The sequence below is a fragment of the Leisingera daeponensis genome (assembly GCF_019801465.1).
Lineage (GTDB): Bacteria > Pseudomonadota > Alphaproteobacteria > Rhodobacterales > Rhodobacteraceae > Leisingera > Leisingera daeponensis_A.
The window spans coordinates 65,968-82,220 of sequence record NZ_JAHVJA010000011.1 but is presented as its reverse complement, the minus strand read 5'-3'; the positions used below and the strand labels follow the sequence as shown (position 1 = coordinate 82,220).

Genomic DNA, 16,253 nt, shown 5'->3' with positions numbered 1-16,253 from the left:
CGTCCCTTTCTGCTGCGGTTCAGGTTTTCAGGAGCGTTCTGAGATCGCTGCCGGGGTCGCCCACTAGGTCGGGCGAGGCGGATTTCCCGGCGTCTATCAGCCGTTTTGCGATCATGTAGGCGCGCGGGTCGTTCATGGCATCGGCGGCGATCAGGGTGTTCTCCCGGTAGTACCAGACCGAGACGCCCCCGTCGGGCGCGGCGCGCGTGACGGTGCTGTCGTATCCGGCATTGAGGCCTGCGATCTGCAGCTTGACGTCGTACTGATCGGACCAGAACCACGGTTTGGGGTCATAGACAGTGGGGATTCCGGCGATGTTCGCGGCAATCACTTCGGCCTGATCGATAGCGTTGCCGACGCTCTCGAGACGGATTCTGCTGCCCCGGAAGGGCAGGGACGCGCAATCGCCGGCGGCCCAGATATGCGGATCGGAGCTGCGGCCTCGGGCATCGGTGCAAATGCCGTTTTCCACCGCCAGCCCCGCCTTGGCGGCCAGGCTGGTTTCCGGGGTGACACCGATCCCGAAAACAACGAAATCGGCAGCAATCACTTCGCCGCCGGCGAGTTCCACGCCGGTGGCGCGGCCGCTGCCCGTGACGCGCGCCAGCTGGGTGTCTTCGAGGATCCGGACTCCGTTGGACCGGTGCAGCTCGCGGAAGAAGGCGGCGGTTTCCGGTGCCGCAACGCGCTGCAGGATGCGCGGCGCCGCCTCGATCAGCGTGACCTCAAGGTTCAGCTTGGCGGCGACAGCCGCCACTTCCAGCCCGATGTAGCCGCCGCCGGCGATGACCAGCCTGCGGCCCGGTTCGAACTCGGGCGCAATGGCGTCGATATCGGCCATGCTGCGGATTGTGTAGGTGCCGGGCAGGCGGCCTCCGAGCTCCCCGGGAAGCCGCCTGGGAGCGGCGCCTGTTGCGAGGATCAAGTGGTCGTAGGGGAGTGTTTCGGTCCCGCAGCCGATGGTCCGGCTGGCGGCCGAAATGCCCGTAACAGGCTCGTTCAGCCTCAGTGTGATCTGATACTCGCGGTAATAGGTCTCGGGACGAAGGAACAAGCGCTCGCGCGGCAGGTCCCCCAGCAGATAGGCCTTGGACAAGGGCGGCCGCTGGTACGGAGGATGCGGTTCGTCACCGATCAGGGTGATGGGCCTTTCATACCCGAGATTGCGCAGCTTGACCGCAGCGGAACAACCGGCTTGCCCCGCTCCGGCAATGATAACCCCATGGGTGCTCATGTGATCTTCCTTTGGCTGGAAATGCGCGCTCAGGCGCATTCCCGGTCAGCGATTTCCAGGGTGCGGTCCAGGATTTCGAGCCCTGTCGTCAGGTCCTCCTCGCTGATGTTGAGCGGCGGGGTCAGGCGGATGACATTCGAGTAGAAGGACAGGTACAGGCCTTCGTTCATCGCAAAGCTCATCATGTCGCTCATCGGCTTGGCGTCCGCGCCCTTGGCCGCGAACGGCACCAGCGGCTCGCGGGTGTCGCGGTTCCTGACCAGTTCGATGCCGTTGAACATGCCCTTGCCGCGGATGTCCCCGATCGAGGGGTGCTTCTCGGCCAGCCTGTGCAGCTCCGCCCGCATCTTCTCGCCCATCGCGGTGGCGTGAGCCAGTGTGCCTTCCTCCTGCATGGCGCGGATCGCGGCGACGCCGGAGGCGCAGGCGAGCGGGTGGCCTGCATAGGTGAGGCCGCCGGGCAGCGGATAGTCGCGCAGCCAGTCGTGCAGTTCGGTGCTGACCGACATGGTGCCCAGCGGGACATAGCCGGAGTTGATGCCCTTGGCCGAGGTGATGATATCCGGCTGCACGGCCCAGTGGTCGACGGCAAACCATTTCCCGGTCCGGCCGAAACCGGCCATGACCTCGTCCGCGATCAGCAGGATGCCGTATTTTTCGCAGGTTTCCTTGATCGATTGCAGGTATCCGTCCGGCGGCACCAGGATGCCGTTGGTGCCGACGATGGGTTCCAGAATGACGGCTGCCACGGTGTTGGGATTTTCATACATCAGGAGTTCCTCCAGATGCGGGCCGCCCTGGGCAACCGGGCAGTTGGCGGGATCCCTGTGGCCGGTCGGCAGCCGGTAGACATAGGGGTCGAGCATCCGCACGATGCCCGGCATGTCGGCGCGGGTGAGGTGGTGGCGCGGATCGCCGGTCAGCGACAGCGTGCCGCCGGTCGCGCCGTGATAGCTGCGGTAGCGGGCGATGATCTTGGTGCGGCCGGTTTTGTGGCGCGCCAGGCGGATCGCGGTTTCATTCGCCGCCGAACCGCCGGTGGTGAAGAAGGTCGAGGAGATGTTCGCGGGCGTGATCTCATTCATCAGCGCGGCCAGTTCCGACCGCACGTCCGACCCCATCGCCGGGCCGATGTAGCAGAGCTTGTCCGCCTGATCCTTGATCGCCTGCACGATCCTGGGGTGCTGGTGGCCGAGGTTGGCATTGACCAGCTGGGACTGGAAGTCGAGGTAACGCTTGCCGTCGCTGTCCCAGAACCAGGAGCCGCTGGCGCCGGTGATGACACGGGGCTTGCCCCCCTGTTTCGACCAGCTTTGCAGGTAGTGGTTGGCGTGCATGTCCTGCACCCAGGCGGGATCGTGCGAGGGGAATTCGGTGGAGAAGTCGTCCATGGGTGTGGTCTCTGTGGTTGGATCGGTGCGTTAGTCGATGATTGTCTTGGCCTGCCCGAGCGCGTCTGCGTCCGGGGTGACGCCGAGCCCTGCGCCTTCGGGCGGGGCGATGCGGCCGTTGCGGCGGCTGGGGGCGCTGGGGTCGAGGCGCGGCCCGACATAGTGGGACAGGTCGCAGGTGTTCATGAGGCCGCGCGCCGGCGTCGAGGCGGCAAGATGCAGCAGCGCGGCGGTGGTGATGTCGCTGCCCCAGGTGTCCTCGATGCACATCTGCGTGCCGAGGGCGAGACAGAGATCGCGGGTCCGGCGCATGGCCGAGAGGCCGCCCATCTTGGACAGCTTCAGCGCTGCGGCATCCATGCAGCCGGCCTGGTGGCCCGCCAGGATCGAGTGGATGTCATGGGCGCTTTCGTCCAGCTTCATCGGCAGGCCGGTGGCGGCGCGCACATGGGCGCATTCCGCGATTGTGGCGCAGGGCTGTTCCAGCATGATGTCGAGATGCTGCACCGCCCGGCCGGCCCGGGTTGCGGTCAGCGCATCGGCGCCGCAGTTCCAGTCGCCATAGACAAGCGGGCCCGCGCCCACCGTCTCGCGGACCAGCGTCAGACGGGCCACATCGGCCTGCCAGTCCTTGTCCGCGCCCAGCTTCACTTGGAACTGCCGCATGCCAAGGTCATGGGCCTCGCGCGCCATGCGGGCCATGTCCTCGGGCGCGACGCAGGTGATGGAATGATACAGCGGCATGTCCTCGGCCGCGCGTCCGCCAAGCAGCGCATAGAGCGGCAGGCCGGCAGCCTGTGCGGTCAGGTCCCACAGCGCGGTATCGATCGCCGACTTGGCGTAATCATGTCCGATCAGATGCTTGTTCAGGCGCTCCATCAGCGCATCGGGGCCGACCGGGTCGGCCCCGATGAGAACCGGGGCCATTTCCTCCAGTGCCGGGATCACCCCCTTGGCATAGGCAGGCAGGTAATGCGGGATCGGGCAGACCTCGCCCCAGCCGGAAAGGCCGCTGTTGGTGTCCAGGCGCAGGACCACCGACAGCGTGGTGTCGCAGGTTTTGCCTTCGGCCATATAGTAGGTTTCGTGAGAGGTCAGCGGGACTTCCCAGGCGGTGATGCGTGTGATTTTCATGTTGATGCCCTGTTTTCCGGCGGTCATGCCGGTTGGTCTGCCATTTCGAAAACCGGCGCGCCGAGACTGTCAAAGTCCGGCGTCACCCCCAGCCCCGGCGTATCTGTGGCATAGAGCTTGCCATCCCTTGCGGCCGGTCCGCCGATCCCGGTGCTGCGCGTGTTGTAATTCATCAGATCGGTGGAGTTGATCAGCATCTCCTCTGGCGTGGAAGCGGCGAAATGCGCTACCGCCGCGGTGGTGATCTGACCGCCCCAGGTATCTTCGGAAACCACCGGTATGCCGTGATCAATGAGGAAATCGCGTACCCTGCGGGCTTTGGACAGCCCGCCGAGGTTTGAGATTTTCAGACAGCACATCTCGGCGCCGCGGTCATTCACGATGCGGCGGGCCATTTCGATGCCGGTCACGCATTCGTCCAGCTTCATCGGCTGTTCCGCGACCCGGCGCACCTGCTGGCATTCGTCATAGCTGTGGCAGGGCTGTTCCAGGATAAAGTCCAGATCGCGGGTTGCCCGCGCCACGCGGATGGCATTGTCGACACGCCAGCCCTGGTTCGCGTCGGCCATTGCCTTCTCACCGGGCTTCAGCAGCGGCACGCCTTCGCGGATGCGGTCAATGTCCGTCACCCAGTCGCCGCCGACCTTGATCTGGAACTGCCGGTAGCCCGCCGCGCGGTGCTGCTCCATCTCGGCGATGGTGTCCTCCAGCACAGGCTTCTGCGGCACAACCCGGTACATCTGCGCGCCTTCGGTCAGCTTGCCGCCCATCAGCATCCACACCGGCTGACCGGCGGATTGGCCAAGAATGTCCCAGCAGGCCGCATCAAAAGGGGCCTTGGCATAGCCGTGCCCCTGCACGGTATGGTCCATCAACCGCTCGATCCGGCGCAGCTGGCGCGGGTCTTCCCCCAGGAGGTGCCGCGCGGCCAATCGGGCAAACGCCTCGACACCCTCGGAATGGGCAACCATGTAGTTTTCGCCGCAGGGGGCAAACTCGCCGCAGCCTTGCAGTCCGGCGTCGGTATCGATCACGACCACTGATGAGATCGAGGTGGTGATGGCGTTGCCCGCCCCCCAGCCATAGGAACCGCCGGCATAGGGCAGCGCGGTCTTGAATACCCGGATGCGTGTTATTTTCATGGTGTCACCACGATGTTGCCGACGTGCGATTTGGTCATGAAGGCCTGTTGCGCAGCGGCCAGGTCGCGCAGCGGGTAGGTTGCCGCCAGAAGCGGCTTCAGGGCGCCGGTCTCGATCATGCCGGCGACGCGCTGCATGGTGCCGGGCGGGCAGATCGTGGCGCCGGTCAGCTGCAGGTCCTTGTAGACCAGCTGGCGCAGGTCGAATTCGGCCATTTGCCCGGCGATGCAGCCTGAGGTCGAATAACGCCCGCCCTGGCGCAGCGCGTTGATAAGCGGCATGAACATCGGTGCGCCGACGACGTCGAGGGCGATGTCCACCAGTCCGGCTGCAGCCTCGCGGATGGCAGCTTCCAGATCGGGCGCGCTGCGGTCGATGACAACCGCGGCGCCCAGCTCTCTGAGCAGCGCGGCCTTGGCCGGGCTGGCCACGGCGATCACCTTGCAGCCCCGCAGGCGGCACAGCTGAATGGCGGCGGACCCGACTCCGCCCGATGCGCCGGTGATCACCACGGTCTCGCCCGGGCGCGGCGCAGCGCGCTGCACCAGGTTTTCGGCGGTGGTGTAGGCACAGGGGAAGGTGGCCAGTTCCGCATCGCTGAGCGCGCTGGAGACCGGAACCGCATTGGCCGCCCGCACCGTGGTGTATTCGGCAAAGCCGCCATCGGCCTCGGATCCGAAATAGCCGGAATTGCCAGGGTCAAGCCAGTCGCCATGGCCCAGCAGCCAGGGGTCGATCACAACCCGTTCGCCGATCCGCGCGGTGTCCACGCCGTCGCCGGCGGCGACGATTTCACCGGCAACATCCGCGCCCTGAATAACCGGAAAGCTCAGGGCGCCGCTGCCCCAGGTGCCGTCACCGGCATCCGCTTTTTCAAACCCGTCCGTGCTGCCGCTGCCCAGTCCGGCGTCGACGGATTTTGAATACCAGGCGGTGCGGGTGTTGATATCGGTGTTGTTCAGCCCGCAGGCGCCGACCTTGATCAGAACTTCGCCCCTTGCGGGCTGCGGCGTCGGCACGTCCGTGTACACCAGTTTGTCGAGCCCGCCGTGGCCGGTCAACACAACTGCCTTCATCGTTTGCGGGATCATCCCGGCCTCCCTGTGTCTTGTCTTTTTCCCGGATGGCGTGACGGAGCGGCGCCACCGCCGCTCCGCCTTGCTGGTCAGGCCGGGACCGCCAGGGCGTCGGTGCGCGGGCGCTCCGATTTCGGGTCGTAGGCCGGTTCGCCCAGGATGCGGCCCCTGCGCGGCGAGCCTGCGATGAGGACTTCGACCTCGGTGCCCGGCACATTCACATGCGGTTTGACGAAGGCGAAGGCGAGGATCTTGCCGACCGAGTGGCCGTAGGCGACCGACGCCGTGGCGCCGACAACCTGGCCGTTGACGCGGATGGCTTCGCCGCCGTGGCCGTCCTCGGACCCGTCCGGTTCGATTTCCAGATAGGCGCAGATCCAGGGCAGTTCGCCGGCCCCGGCCCGGGCGGCGCTGGCGCGTGTCGCCTCGGCGCCCAGATACTCCTTGTCGAGCCTGAAGAACCGGCCGACGTTTGCTTCGGGCAGGGTGACCTCATTGGTCAGCTCGCCTGCGCCGGGGAAGGCCTTTTCCATGCGCAGGCTGTTCATGGCGAAGGAGCCGTAGTTCTCAATGCCATGTTCCTCACCGGCGGCCCACAGCGCGTTGTAGACGTCGACGCAGGCCTCGTCGGGCATGTGGAGCTCCCAGCCGAGCTCGCCCGCATAGGACATGCGGAAGGCCCAGACCTTGTGGCCGGCGACGGTGATCTCCTGCGCGGACAGCCAGCGGAAACCGGCATTGGACAGATCCGCATCGGTGCATGCGGCCAGCACCTCGCGGGATTTCGGCCCGTTCAGGGACAATGCCGACCAGTCTTCGGAGAGGGTTCTGACGGTGACGGTCTCTCCCGCGAGGTTCTGATTCAGGTGGTCGAGGAGGCGCTGTTCGAAGAAGGCCGCGCAGACGAGGTAGTAGCGGTCCCGGGCCATGCGGACGACGGTGGTTTCCAGTTCGATCCGGCCCCGGCGGTTCAGCATGTGGGTCAGGGTGATCGAGCCGTCCTTCTGCGGCATCCGGTTGGCGGTCAGCCGGTCGAGATAGGCATGGGCATCCGGGCCGGAGACTTCGACCTTGGTGAAGGCGGTGACGTCCATGATGCCGACCCGCTCGCGCACGGCCTTGCATTCCTGCGCGACCATGCCGAACACCTCGTTGCGGCGGAACGAGTAGTGGTCGCGCTGCTCCACGCCGTTGCGGGCGAACCAGCGCGGGCGCTCGTGGCCGAAGACCTCCTCATAGACCGCGCCCTTTTCCTTGAGGATCTCGTAGAGCGGCGAGGGTTTGATCGGCCGGCCGGCCAGGCGGTTGAAATGCGGGAAGGGGATCTCGTGGCGCAGCTTGTAGTCCTCATGCGCCTTGATGACCTGCCAGTCCTTCTTGGCATAGGCGCCGAAGCGGCGCGGGTCGTAGTCGCGCATGTTGATGTCGGCGGCGCCGTGCACCATCCATTTGGCCAGCTCTCGGGTCAGGCCCGGTCCCCAGCCGATTCCGATCTGGGTGCCGCAGCAGCACCAGTAGTTCTTGACGCCCGGCGCCGGGCCGACCATCGGATTGCCGTCCGGCGGATGCGAGATCGCGCCGTGGACTTCGCGGGTGATGCCCAGCTCGGCGAAGATCGGCATGCGCTCCAGCGAGTTTTCCAGCCAGGGCATGACGCGGTCGTAATCGGCCTCGAACAGCCAGTTCTCGTATTCCCAGGGGCATTCGTCGTGCCAGACGGAGTTCGAGTTCTCCTTTTCGTAGATGCCGATCAGGCCCTTCTTCTGTTCCATGCGGATGTAGCCCGACACCATCTTGTCGTCGCGGATCACCGGCAGCTCTTTGTCGAGATCCTTGAACTCGGGCACGTCCTCGGTGACGAAATAATGGTGGGTCATCGAGGTCATCGGCAGCTGCAGGCCGGACCATTCGCCCATCTGGCGGGCGTAGGTGCCGCCGGCGTTGACCACATGCTCGCAGACGATCGTGCCCTGTCCGGTTTCCACCACCCATTCGCCGGCATCGTTCCGGGTAATGTTCGTCGCCCGGCACTGGCGGAAGATCTGCACGCCGTTCTGGCGCGCGCCGGCCGCCATGGCCATCGTCACGTTGGAGGGGTCAACGTGGCCGTCGTCGGGGGTGTAAAGCGCGCCGATGACGCCGTCGAGGTTATAGTAGGGGTGTTTCTCCGCGATGAAATCCGGCCCGACCAGCTCGATGTTGAAGCCAAGGGCGCGGCCGACGGATAGGGTGTGGCGCAGCCAGTCCATCTCGTCTTCGGTGTAGGCCAGGCGGAACGAGCCGCAGCCGTGCCAGGTGACGGCCTGGCCGGTCTCTTCCTCCAGTGTCTTCGAATAGAGGCCGATGTTGTAGTCGACCATCTTGCCCAGCCCGTAGGAACTGGTGGAATGGGTGATCTGGCCCGCAGCGTGCCAGGTGGAGCCTGAGGTGAGCTCCGCCTTTTCCAGCAGCACCGTTTCCCCGCCCCAGCCTTCGTGGCCCAGGTGGTAGGCCAGGCCGCAGCCCATCACGCCGCCGCCGACAATGACGACCTTGGCGCGCGCTGGCAGTTCTTTCTTGGACATCGCAGTTTTCCTGTTCGACAGACATGGATTTCAGTGGACTTCTTAATGTCACATATGTACCAGTGTCAACAAATAATGGCACATATGTACATACCGCAGGCCAGCATGAATTACACAAACGTACCAGACTCGGTTTTGAAGGCGCTGTCGTCTGATCTGGACGAGTTGACTCCCCAGCTGCGAAAGGCTGCGCATTTTGTCGTGGAAAACCCTGAAAAAATTGGTTTTTCGACAGTGCGCGAAATTGCCGAGGCCGCGGATGTGAAGCCCAATACGATGGTGCGGATGGCGCGGCAGGCCGGTTTTGAGGGGTATGATGAGTTCCGGGAGCGGTTTCGCGAGGCGATTCGCTCTGGCGGATCGTCGCTTTCCGGCAGGGCGACTTGGCTGCAGGGCGTCCGAAAACGGGGGGAGATGGGACATCTGTACGCTGAGATGGCGGAAAGCGCCTTGCGCAACATCGAGGCGACCTTTGCCGCGACCAGCGAAGTTGAAATGCAGGCTGCCGCTCAGGCGATCTGGGAGTCCCGCAATGTTTTCACCCTCGGTGCCGGAGTGAACAACGCCAATGCAAACAACTTTTCCTACCTCGCCTCGACCGGGATGACCGATTTCCATGCGATTCCGCGTCCGGGCTCGACCAGCGTTGATGACCTGGCGTGGGCGGATGAGAGAGACAGTCTCATAGCGATCACCTGTTCCCCCTACCGCACCGAGGTGGTGGAGGCTGTTCAGATCGCGAAATCCCAAGGGGTCCGGATCATTGCACTGTCGGATTCGCCTGTGTCGCCGATCATCCGGGCTGCGGAGTTCGGGTTTGTCGTCTCCACCGAAACGCCGCAGTTCTTCCCGTCTTCGGTCTCCACGATTGCACTGCTGGAGACCCTCCTGAGTTTCGTCATTGCGATGTCCTCCGAGGAGGTCGCCAGACGAGTCGAGCAGTTCCACAAACGCCGCCATCAGCTTGGCCTTTACCATGAGGACCTAACATGAACATTTCACCCCTCCGCAGCTTGGATGCCAGCTACTACACGGACCCTGCCGTCTTCGAGAAGGAGATGAACGGGCTGCTGTCGCGCACCTGGCAGTATGCAGGGCATTCGGCGGATATTCCGAATGCGGGCGACTATTTCGCGTTCCAGATCGCGGGACAGAACCTGTTCGCAATCCGCGGCCGCGACAACGTGATCCGGACATTCTACAATGTATGCCAGCACCGCGCGCATGAGATGGTCACCGGAACCGGCAACACCCGCGTCGTGGTCTGCCCCTACCACCAGTGGACCTATGAGCTGACCGGCGGATTGCGGGCAGGCCCCAACATCAAGAAGGTGCCGGGCTTTGACCGTGAAAAAATCTGCCTGACCGAAGTCCGCACCGAAGACTTCCTCGGTTTCATCTTCGTCAATCTCGACAACGACGCCGCTCCGATGGACGAATGGTACCCGGGCGTGCGCGAGGAGATCGCCGAGTTCGTGCCGCAGGTCAAGGATCTGGCCCCCCTGGAGTGGGTCGAGATCCCGGAGAACTGCAACTGGAAGGTTTCGATCGAGAATTACTCGGAATGCTATCATTGCCCGTCCAATCACCCGACTTTTGCCGAAGGTGTGATCAAGCCGGAAACCTATGACATTCAGCCCGATGCCAGCGGCGGCTACGTGCTGCGCCACACGACGGAGTGCCAGAGCCTGGACAAGATGACCTATCCGGTCGATCTGGACAGCAATGAGCATGCCGGCGATTACCAGAGCTGGTTCCTGTGGCCGATGTTCTCGTTCCAGTGCTACCCGGGCAATGTGCTGAACACATACCATTGGCGTGCCAACACCGTCGACAGCTGCACCGTCTGGCGCGGCTGGTATACCGAGGGCGGCTTTGAGAGCGACGTGATCCGCGGCCTGGCAGCCCAGGACCGCGACACCACGGTGGCCGAGGACATCCGGCTGGTGGAATCCGTCCACCGCGGCCTAAAGTCCAAGGGGTATGTGCCGGGCCCGCTGGTTCTTGATCCCGCCTGCGGCGTGATGAGCGAGCATTCTGTTGCCAAGCTGCAGCAATGGATGCGTGAGGCAGTGGACTGCAACTAAAAAACTCAAACAGCTTGTGCGGCGGGGGGCGAAATCTTGCCCTCTGACGCTTTGGAGATGCGCGAAATGCAAGATGTGAAGCCAAATTGGCAGAATTACGTGGACGGCAGCTGGATTGACGGCGGGGCAGGGCGGATTGACGTGTTCAACCCGGGCACCGGCGAGAAGCTGGCAGAGCAGGCGCTGGCCGATGCCGGCGATGTGGACCGGGCGGTCACGGCGGCCCGCCGGGTGCATCTTTCGGGTGCGCTCAGCGATCTGCGCCCTGTGGAGCGCGGGCGCATGGTGCAGGCCATGGGCCGCTACCTGCTCGGCCACATCGACGAAATCGCCCCGGTTCTGACGCTGGAACAGGGTAAGCCGCTGTGGGAAGCGCGCGTGGAGATCGAAGGGGCTGCGCGCTATTTCGAGTATTACGGCAACCAGGCCGAAACCGTCGAAGGCCGTTCTATTCCGCTTGGCGCGAATTACTTCGATTTCACCACCTATGAACCGTTCGGGGTGTCTGCCCAGATCATCCCCTGGAACTACCCGGTGGAGATGACCGCGCGCTCGCTGTCGGCGGCGCTGGCCACCGGCAACACCGCCGTGATCAAGACGCCGGAGCTGACGCCGCTGACCAATGCCTGGTTCGCCCATGCGGCCGAGGCGGCCGGTTTGCCCGAAGGAGCCGTCAACATCCTGTGCGGGCTGGGGCACGAGGCCGGGGCCGCGCTGTCGGCGCATCCGCATGTCAACCAGATCGTCTTTACCGGCTCCGTGCCGACAGGCGTTGCCATCGCCAGCGCCGCAGCGCGCAATGTGGTTCCCTGCGTGCTGGAGCTTGGGGGGAAGTCCGCCGCCATCGTGCATGACGACGCCGATCTCGACGCCTTTGAAAACGATGTCCGCTGGGGGATCTATTTCAACGCGGGCCAGGTGTGTTCGGCGATGAGCCGTGTGATCGTGCATGAAAGCCGTCATGACGAGCTGGTCGAGCGCATCGCCGGCGTGGCCCGCAGCCTGTCCGTCGGACCCGGCATCGAGCGGGCCGAGTTCGGCGCCAACATGGGGCCGATGGTCAGCGAAGCGCAGCGCGACCGTGCTGCGGGCATGGTTTCCGACGCGATTGCAGCGGGCGCCACCGCGGCCGCCGGCGGGCGCAGGATGAACATCCCCGGCGCGTATCTGGAACCTACCCTCCTGACAGGGGTCACCCCGGACATGAACATCGCCAATGAGGAAGCCTTTGCCCCGGTGCTGTCGGTTCTGAAGTTCCGTGACGATGCTCAGGCGATCGAGATTGCCAACGGCACGCCCTACGGGCTCGTCGGGGGCGTCTTCACCCGCGATATCGACCGGGCGACGCAGGCGGCACGGCAGATCCGCGCGGGCCAGGTCTTTGTTAACGAATGGTACGCGGGCGGCGTTGAAACGCCGTTCGGCGGTTACGGAAAATCCGGCTACGGGCGGGAAAAGGGACGCGAAGCGCTCTGGAACTACGTGCAGACCAAAAACGTGGCCATCCGGTTGCGGAGCTGATCCCGGAAAATCCCTTGGCAAAGACAGGGAGAAAACTTCATGCCGATTAAACCCCCGTTGACGGAGCTGCCGATCAGGACGGCGGAGAGCGGATTTTACCGCGGCTTCACAAAAGACGTGACCATCACCGGCAAACTGCTGGTCGGCGGCCTGGTGATCTGGGCCGTCGCCTTTCCGGCCAACGCCTCCAGCGTGCTGTCCAGCCTGAACGCGGTCATTCTGGGCGCGTTCAATTTCTGGTACGTTTATGCAATGGCGTTTTTCTTCCTGACCTGCATCGGCCTGGCGCTGCTGCCGGCGTCCGGGAGGATGAAACTGGGGCGCCCCGACGACGAACCGGAATTTTCCAGCTTTTCCTGGTTCTCGATGATGTTCGGTGCCGGCATCGGGATCGGGATGCTGACCTACGCAACCGGCGAGCCGATCTATCATTTTCAGACAAACCCCGATGTGATCCTGGGGGCGGTCGAAGGCGGACCCGCCGGGACCGTGCGCTCGGCCTACAAATGGTCGTCCTCGCATTGGGGGCTGCATGCCTGGGCCAGCTACGCGATCGTGGGCCTGGCGCTGGCCTATTTCTCGTTCCGCCGCGGGTTGCCGCTGACCATCCGCTCGGCCCTGACGCCGCTGTTCGGGAAGCAGCTGTCCGGGCCGCTGGGCCATGTCATTGATGTGGTGGCGGTTGTGGCAACGGTTCTCGGCGTGGCGCAAACATTGGGTTTCGGTGTGAACCAGTTCGTTGCGGGACTGCACCGGATCGGCATCGGCGACTGGCTGCTGACCGATGCTGGCGACCCGACCAAGGCGGCCATTGCGGTGGCGCTGCTGATTATCATCGGGGCGTCCACCTTGTCCGCACTGTCCGGCGTGGGCAGAGGGATCAAGTGGCTGTCCAACATCAACATGGGCCTCAGCTTTGCGCTGCTGGCATTCTTCCTGATCTTCGGTTCCACGCTTTTTGGCCTGCAGGCATTTTTTGCCGGCGTCTTCGATTATCTGGCGGCAATGCCTGCGCTGCTGTTCACCGTGTGGAGCGGCGATGGCATTGAAGGATCGGTGCAAAGCCGGCTCGCCGGCTGGCAGGGCGGCTGGACCGTATTCTACTGGGCCTGGTGGATTGCCTTCGCTCCTTTTGTCGGTGTCTTCCTGGCGCGGATTTCCAGAGGGCGCACCATCCGCGAGTACGTGCTGGGCGCGGTGATCGTGCCGTCGCTCATGTGCTTCGTGTGGTTCGCGCTTGTCGGCGGCACAGCCATTGATCTCGAACTTTCCGGCGTGGCCGGACACGCGATTATCGGCACCGGGCTCTCCGATCAGCTGTTCGCGACGCTGTCGGTCATGCTGAATGGCGGTATGGCCTGGGTTTTCTCTGTTCTGGTGGTGGTGCTTCTGCTCACCTATTTGGTGACCTCGGCGGATTCGGCGGTGCTGATCATCAACACAATCAATGCGGCCGGGGACGAAGGCCCGAAGGCGCGCCCGCATATCCTGTTCTGGGGCTGCGCTCTGGCGCTGGTCGTCGGGGCGCTGCTGATGATCGGCGGGCTGGCAGCGATTCAAACCGCCATGATCATCGGCGCGCTGCCGTTCAGTGCAGTGATGGTTCTGATGGCTGTATCGGTGCTGAAGGCGGTCTGGCGCGACAGCCAGCGCGAGAAAAACGGGCTGCCGGCATTTGACAACCATAGCGCCGGGAGCACTCCGGCCGAATAACACACCAGAACAGCCGGCCTGCGGCAGGCCGGCCAGTCCTCGCAAGGAGAATGATATGGACGACAACCTGTTTGAACACGGTCTGGCTCAGCGCAAGTCGACCCTTGGTGCGGAATATGTCGAGAAGAACCTCGCGGCCGCCGATGACTTCACCCGCCCGTTCCAGGAGGCGATGACCGCGTGGTGCTGGGGCTTCGGCTGGGGGGATGACACCATAGACCACAAGACCCGGTCCATGATGAACCTCGCCATGATCGGGGCTCTGGGCAAAATGCATGAATGGGAAGTGCACTGCAAAGGCGCCCTGAACAACGGGGTCACCAAGGAGGAAATCCGCTCGATCATTCATGTGATCGGCATCTACTGCGGCGTGCCGCAATCGCTCGAGTGCTTCCGTGTCGCGCGCAAGGTGCTGACCGAGCGCGGCCTGCTGGACTGATCCGCCATGGTGAAGATCACCTATGTGGCCTTTGACGGGGCCTCCACCGCGGTGGAGGTTCCGCTGGGATCAACCGTGATGGAAGGCGCCCGCGACAACGGCATAGCGGGAATCGATGCCGATTGCGGCGGGGCCTGCGCCTGTTCGACCTGCCATGTTTATGTGGAGAAGTCGTGGGCCGGCAGGCTGCCGGCCAAGGGCGAGCTGGAAACCGACATGCTGGACTTTGCCTTCGAGCCGGATGAGCAGCTGTCCCGGCTGACCTGCCAGCTCAAGGTGACGCCAGACCTGGACGGGCTGGTCGTGCGCTTGCCCGAAAAGCAGATCTGATCTGCTGAGACTATCCGGAACGCGCCGGTGTTGCGGCACGTTCTTTTACTGACACCGGCAATTTCTCAAGCCGCGCAAAGGCCGGCTGCGCTTGCCGACCGGGGCCCTGCCCTAGGTCCTTGCGGCTTCGAAGGCTTGCCAGGCCTTCTCGAACGCGTCGAAGTCGAACCCCGGCTGACGCGCCGGCTCCAGAACCAGCTTTTCCGTTTCAAGCAGCTTGAGGATGGCCTGTTCGAGACCTTCCAGAACCTCCGGGGGGATCACCAGGGCGCCATGGCGGTCCGCATGCACCAGGTCGCCGTCCTGAACCGTCAGCCCGAAGATGCTGACAGGGGTGCCGATCTCCTTGACGTGCACGAAACCGTGGCTGGGGCCGATGGAGCCCGCCACAACCGGGAAGCCGTCCGGCAGATCGCCAAGATCCCGCATCACCCCATTGGTCAGGGCGCCGCTGATGCCGAAGCCCTTGTGCACGGTGGTGTTGATCTCGCCCCAGTAGGCGCCGATGCAATGGGGAAAGTCCATGTCCTCGACCACGGTCACAGAAGGCCCGGTGCCGGAGGCCATGTGCCGGTAGTAGTCCATCCGGCGCTGGCGGATCACCTCGGGCGGTTCCTCCGGCGGGGCCACCGCGGCGATCCTGGCGGTGCGGGCATAGCCCACCATGGCCCCGGCCGCGGGATCGGAGCACAGCATGGTGCCGCGGGTGAAAGCGTCGAAGCCGCGTTTGCCCTGGGCAACCTCGATGGCGTTGCAGACGGTTGGCGTGTCGACCTTTTTCAGAAGGTCCAGCAGGGATTGGTTCATATCGTCTCCAGCCAGCGGAGCAGCGCCGCCGTGGTGTCTTGGGGTTGCTCCAGGGTGGGCAGGTGGCCCGCCTGTTCGATGATTTCGAGCCGGCTTTGCGGCATCAGCCGGTGCATGAGTTCATGCCGGGAGACGGGGCAGGGGATGTCCTCGCGCCCGCACAGCACCAGCGCCGGGCCCGAGTAGGCGCGCAGCGTGGCGGTCTGGTCGGCGCGGCCGCGCAAGGCCCTGGACTGGCGGATGAAGACCTCCGGCCCCAGATCCGTCGCCATCGCCATGCACAGATCGAGGATCGCGGCGTGGTCCGGCCCGTCTGCCAGGTAGTTCGGCATCATGTCCCCGGCCATCACCCGGCGCAGCCCGCCGTTGCGGACGGCTTCGATCTGCGGCCCGCGGCGGGCCTTGACCTCGTCCAGTTCGGCCAGCGGGTTGGTGTCCATCAGCGCCAGGCCGGCGATGCGGCCGGGCGCCTGGCGCAGGATTTCCATCGCCACGATGCCGCCCATGGACAGGCCCGCAAGAGCAAAGCGCGGCGGGGCATAGGACAGAACCTCCGCCGCCAGCGCCGTCATCGTGTCATGCCGGCTGATCGGTGCGGTCACAATCGGAATGCGGCCGGACAGCGCCGCGATCTGCGGGGCGAACAGCCGCGCGTCGCACATCATGCCGGGCAGGAGAACAAGCGGTGTCATCGGGCCCGCGCCGCCTTGCGGGGCGCAAAGATGCAATCCGCCGCTTTCTGCGTCCGGGGCAGCGGGTCAGTAAGGAATGCTCTGACCATTGTTCCGTCTCCCAGATTTCCGGGGCCTGACGGC

14 protein-coding genes are annotated in these 16,253 nt (G+C 64.4%); 6 read left to right on the top strand and 8 right to left on the bottom strand.

All coding sequences use genetic code 11. The features are described from left to right. Positions 1 to 19: 19 nt before the first annotated feature. From KUV26_RS19020 to KUV26_RS18995, 6 genes are all read right to left on the bottom strand, one after another. Positions 20 to 1,234, bottom strand: a complete 1,215-nt coding sequence (locus KUV26_RS19020) for an NAD(P)/FAD-dependent oxidoreductase (protein WP_222509572.1) — start codon at positions 1,232 to 1,234, stop codon at positions 20 to 22. 29 nt (positions 1,235 to 1,263) lie between these two features. After that, the gene (locus tag KUV26_RS19015) at positions 1,264 to 2,625 is read right to left on the bottom strand and encodes an aminotransferase class III-fold pyridoxal phosphate-dependent enzyme (RefSeq protein ID WP_222509571.1); all 1,362 of its coding nucleotides are present in this window, start codon (positions 2,623 to 2,625) and stop codon (positions 1,264 to 1,266) included. 30 nt (positions 2,626 to 2,655) lie between these two features. Then, on the bottom strand, positions 2,656 to 3,759 hold the full coding sequence (locus KUV26_RS19010) for a mandelate racemase/muconate lactonizing enzyme family protein (RefSeq protein ID WP_222509570.1): 1,104 nt from the start codon (positions 3,757 to 3,759) through the stop codon (positions 2,656 to 2,658). A 23-nt stretch (positions 3,760 to 3,782) separates the two neighbouring features. Further along, positions 3,783 to 4,901, bottom strand: coding sequence for a mandelate racemase/muconate lactonizing enzyme family protein (locus KUV26_RS19005; protein WP_222509569.1), 1,119 nt, complete (start codon positions 4,899 to 4,901; stop codon positions 3,783 to 3,785). Continuing rightward, a complete protein-coding gene (locus tag KUV26_RS19000; protein WP_222509568.1) occupies positions 4,898 to 5,992 on the bottom strand; it encodes an alcohol dehydrogenase family protein in 1,095 nt (364 codons plus the stop codon). The genes KUV26_RS19005 and KUV26_RS19000 overlap by 4 nt, the downstream gene beginning before the upstream one ends. 74 nt (positions 5,993 to 6,066) lie before the next feature. Next, positions 6,067 to 8,541 carry an FAD-dependent oxidoreductase gene (locus tag KUV26_RS18995; RefSeq protein WP_222509567.1) on the bottom strand — a complete coding sequence of 825 codons (2,475 nt, stop codon included), beginning with the start codon at positions 8,539 to 8,541 and terminating at the stop codon, positions 6,067 to 6,069. 105 nt (positions 8,542 to 8,646) lie between these two features. On the opposite strand from KUV26_RS18995, the gene KUV26_RS18990 reads away from it, so the two are divergent. The 6 genes from KUV26_RS18990 (at position 8,647) to KUV26_RS18965 (ending at position 14,631) form a co-directional block, all read left to right on the top strand. Then, on the top strand, positions 8,647 to 9,534 hold the full coding sequence (locus tag KUV26_RS18990) for a MurR/RpiR family transcriptional regulator (RefSeq protein ID WP_222509566.1): 888 nt from the start codon (positions 8,647 to 8,649) through the stop codon (positions 9,532 to 9,534). Then, positions 9,531 to 10,628 carry an aromatic ring-hydroxylating oxygenase subunit alpha gene (locus KUV26_RS18985; RefSeq protein WP_222509565.1) on the top strand — a complete coding sequence of 366 codons (1,098 nt, stop codon included), beginning with the start codon at positions 9,531 to 9,533 and terminating at the stop codon, positions 10,626 to 10,628. Before KUV26_RS18990 ends, KUV26_RS18985 begins: the two co-directional genes overlap by 4 nt. A 66-nt stretch (positions 10,629 to 10,694) precedes the next feature. Continuing rightward, positions 10,695 to 12,149: an aldehyde dehydrogenase family protein gene (locus tag KUV26_RS18980; RefSeq protein ID WP_222509564.1), complete on the top strand. Its 1,455-nt coding sequence runs from the start codon at positions 10,695 to 10,697 to the stop codon at positions 12,147 to 12,149. A gap of 39 nt (positions 12,150 to 12,188) precedes the next feature. Beyond that, the gene (locus KUV26_RS18975; protein ID WP_222509563.1) at positions 12,189 to 13,862 is read left to right on the top strand and encodes a BCCT family transporter; all 1,674 of its coding nucleotides are present in this window, start codon (positions 12,189 to 12,191) and stop codon (positions 13,860 to 13,862) included. 55 nt (positions 13,863 to 13,917) lie between these two features. Continuing rightward, positions 13,918 to 14,301 carry a carboxymuconolactone decarboxylase family protein gene (locus KUV26_RS18970; RefSeq protein WP_222509562.1) on the top strand — a complete coding sequence of 128 codons (384 nt, stop codon included), beginning with the start codon at positions 13,918 to 13,920 and terminating at the stop codon, positions 14,299 to 14,301. A gap of 6 nt (positions 14,302 to 14,307) precedes the next feature. After that, positions 14,308 to 14,631, top strand: a complete 324-nt coding sequence (locus KUV26_RS18965) for a 2Fe-2S iron-sulfur cluster-binding protein (protein ID WP_222509561.1) — start codon at positions 14,308 to 14,310, stop codon at positions 14,629 to 14,631. Positions 14,632 to 14,742: 111 nt separating this feature from the next. On the opposite strand, the gene KUV26_RS18960 is transcribed toward KUV26_RS18965, so the two are convergent. Both KUV26_RS18960 and KUV26_RS18955 read right to left on the bottom strand, forming a co-directional pair. Beyond that, entirely contained in the window at positions 14,743 to 15,438 is a 696-nt protein-coding gene (locus tag KUV26_RS18960) for an RraA family protein (protein ID WP_222509560.1), read from the bottom strand. Continuing rightward, a complete protein-coding gene (locus KUV26_RS18955) occupies positions 15,435 to 16,130 on the bottom strand; it encodes an alpha/beta fold hydrolase (protein ID WP_222509559.1) in 696 nt (231 codons plus the stop codon). The genes KUV26_RS18960 and KUV26_RS18955 overlap by 4 nt, the downstream gene beginning before the upstream one ends. Positions 16,131 to 16,253: the final 123 nt, after the last annotated feature.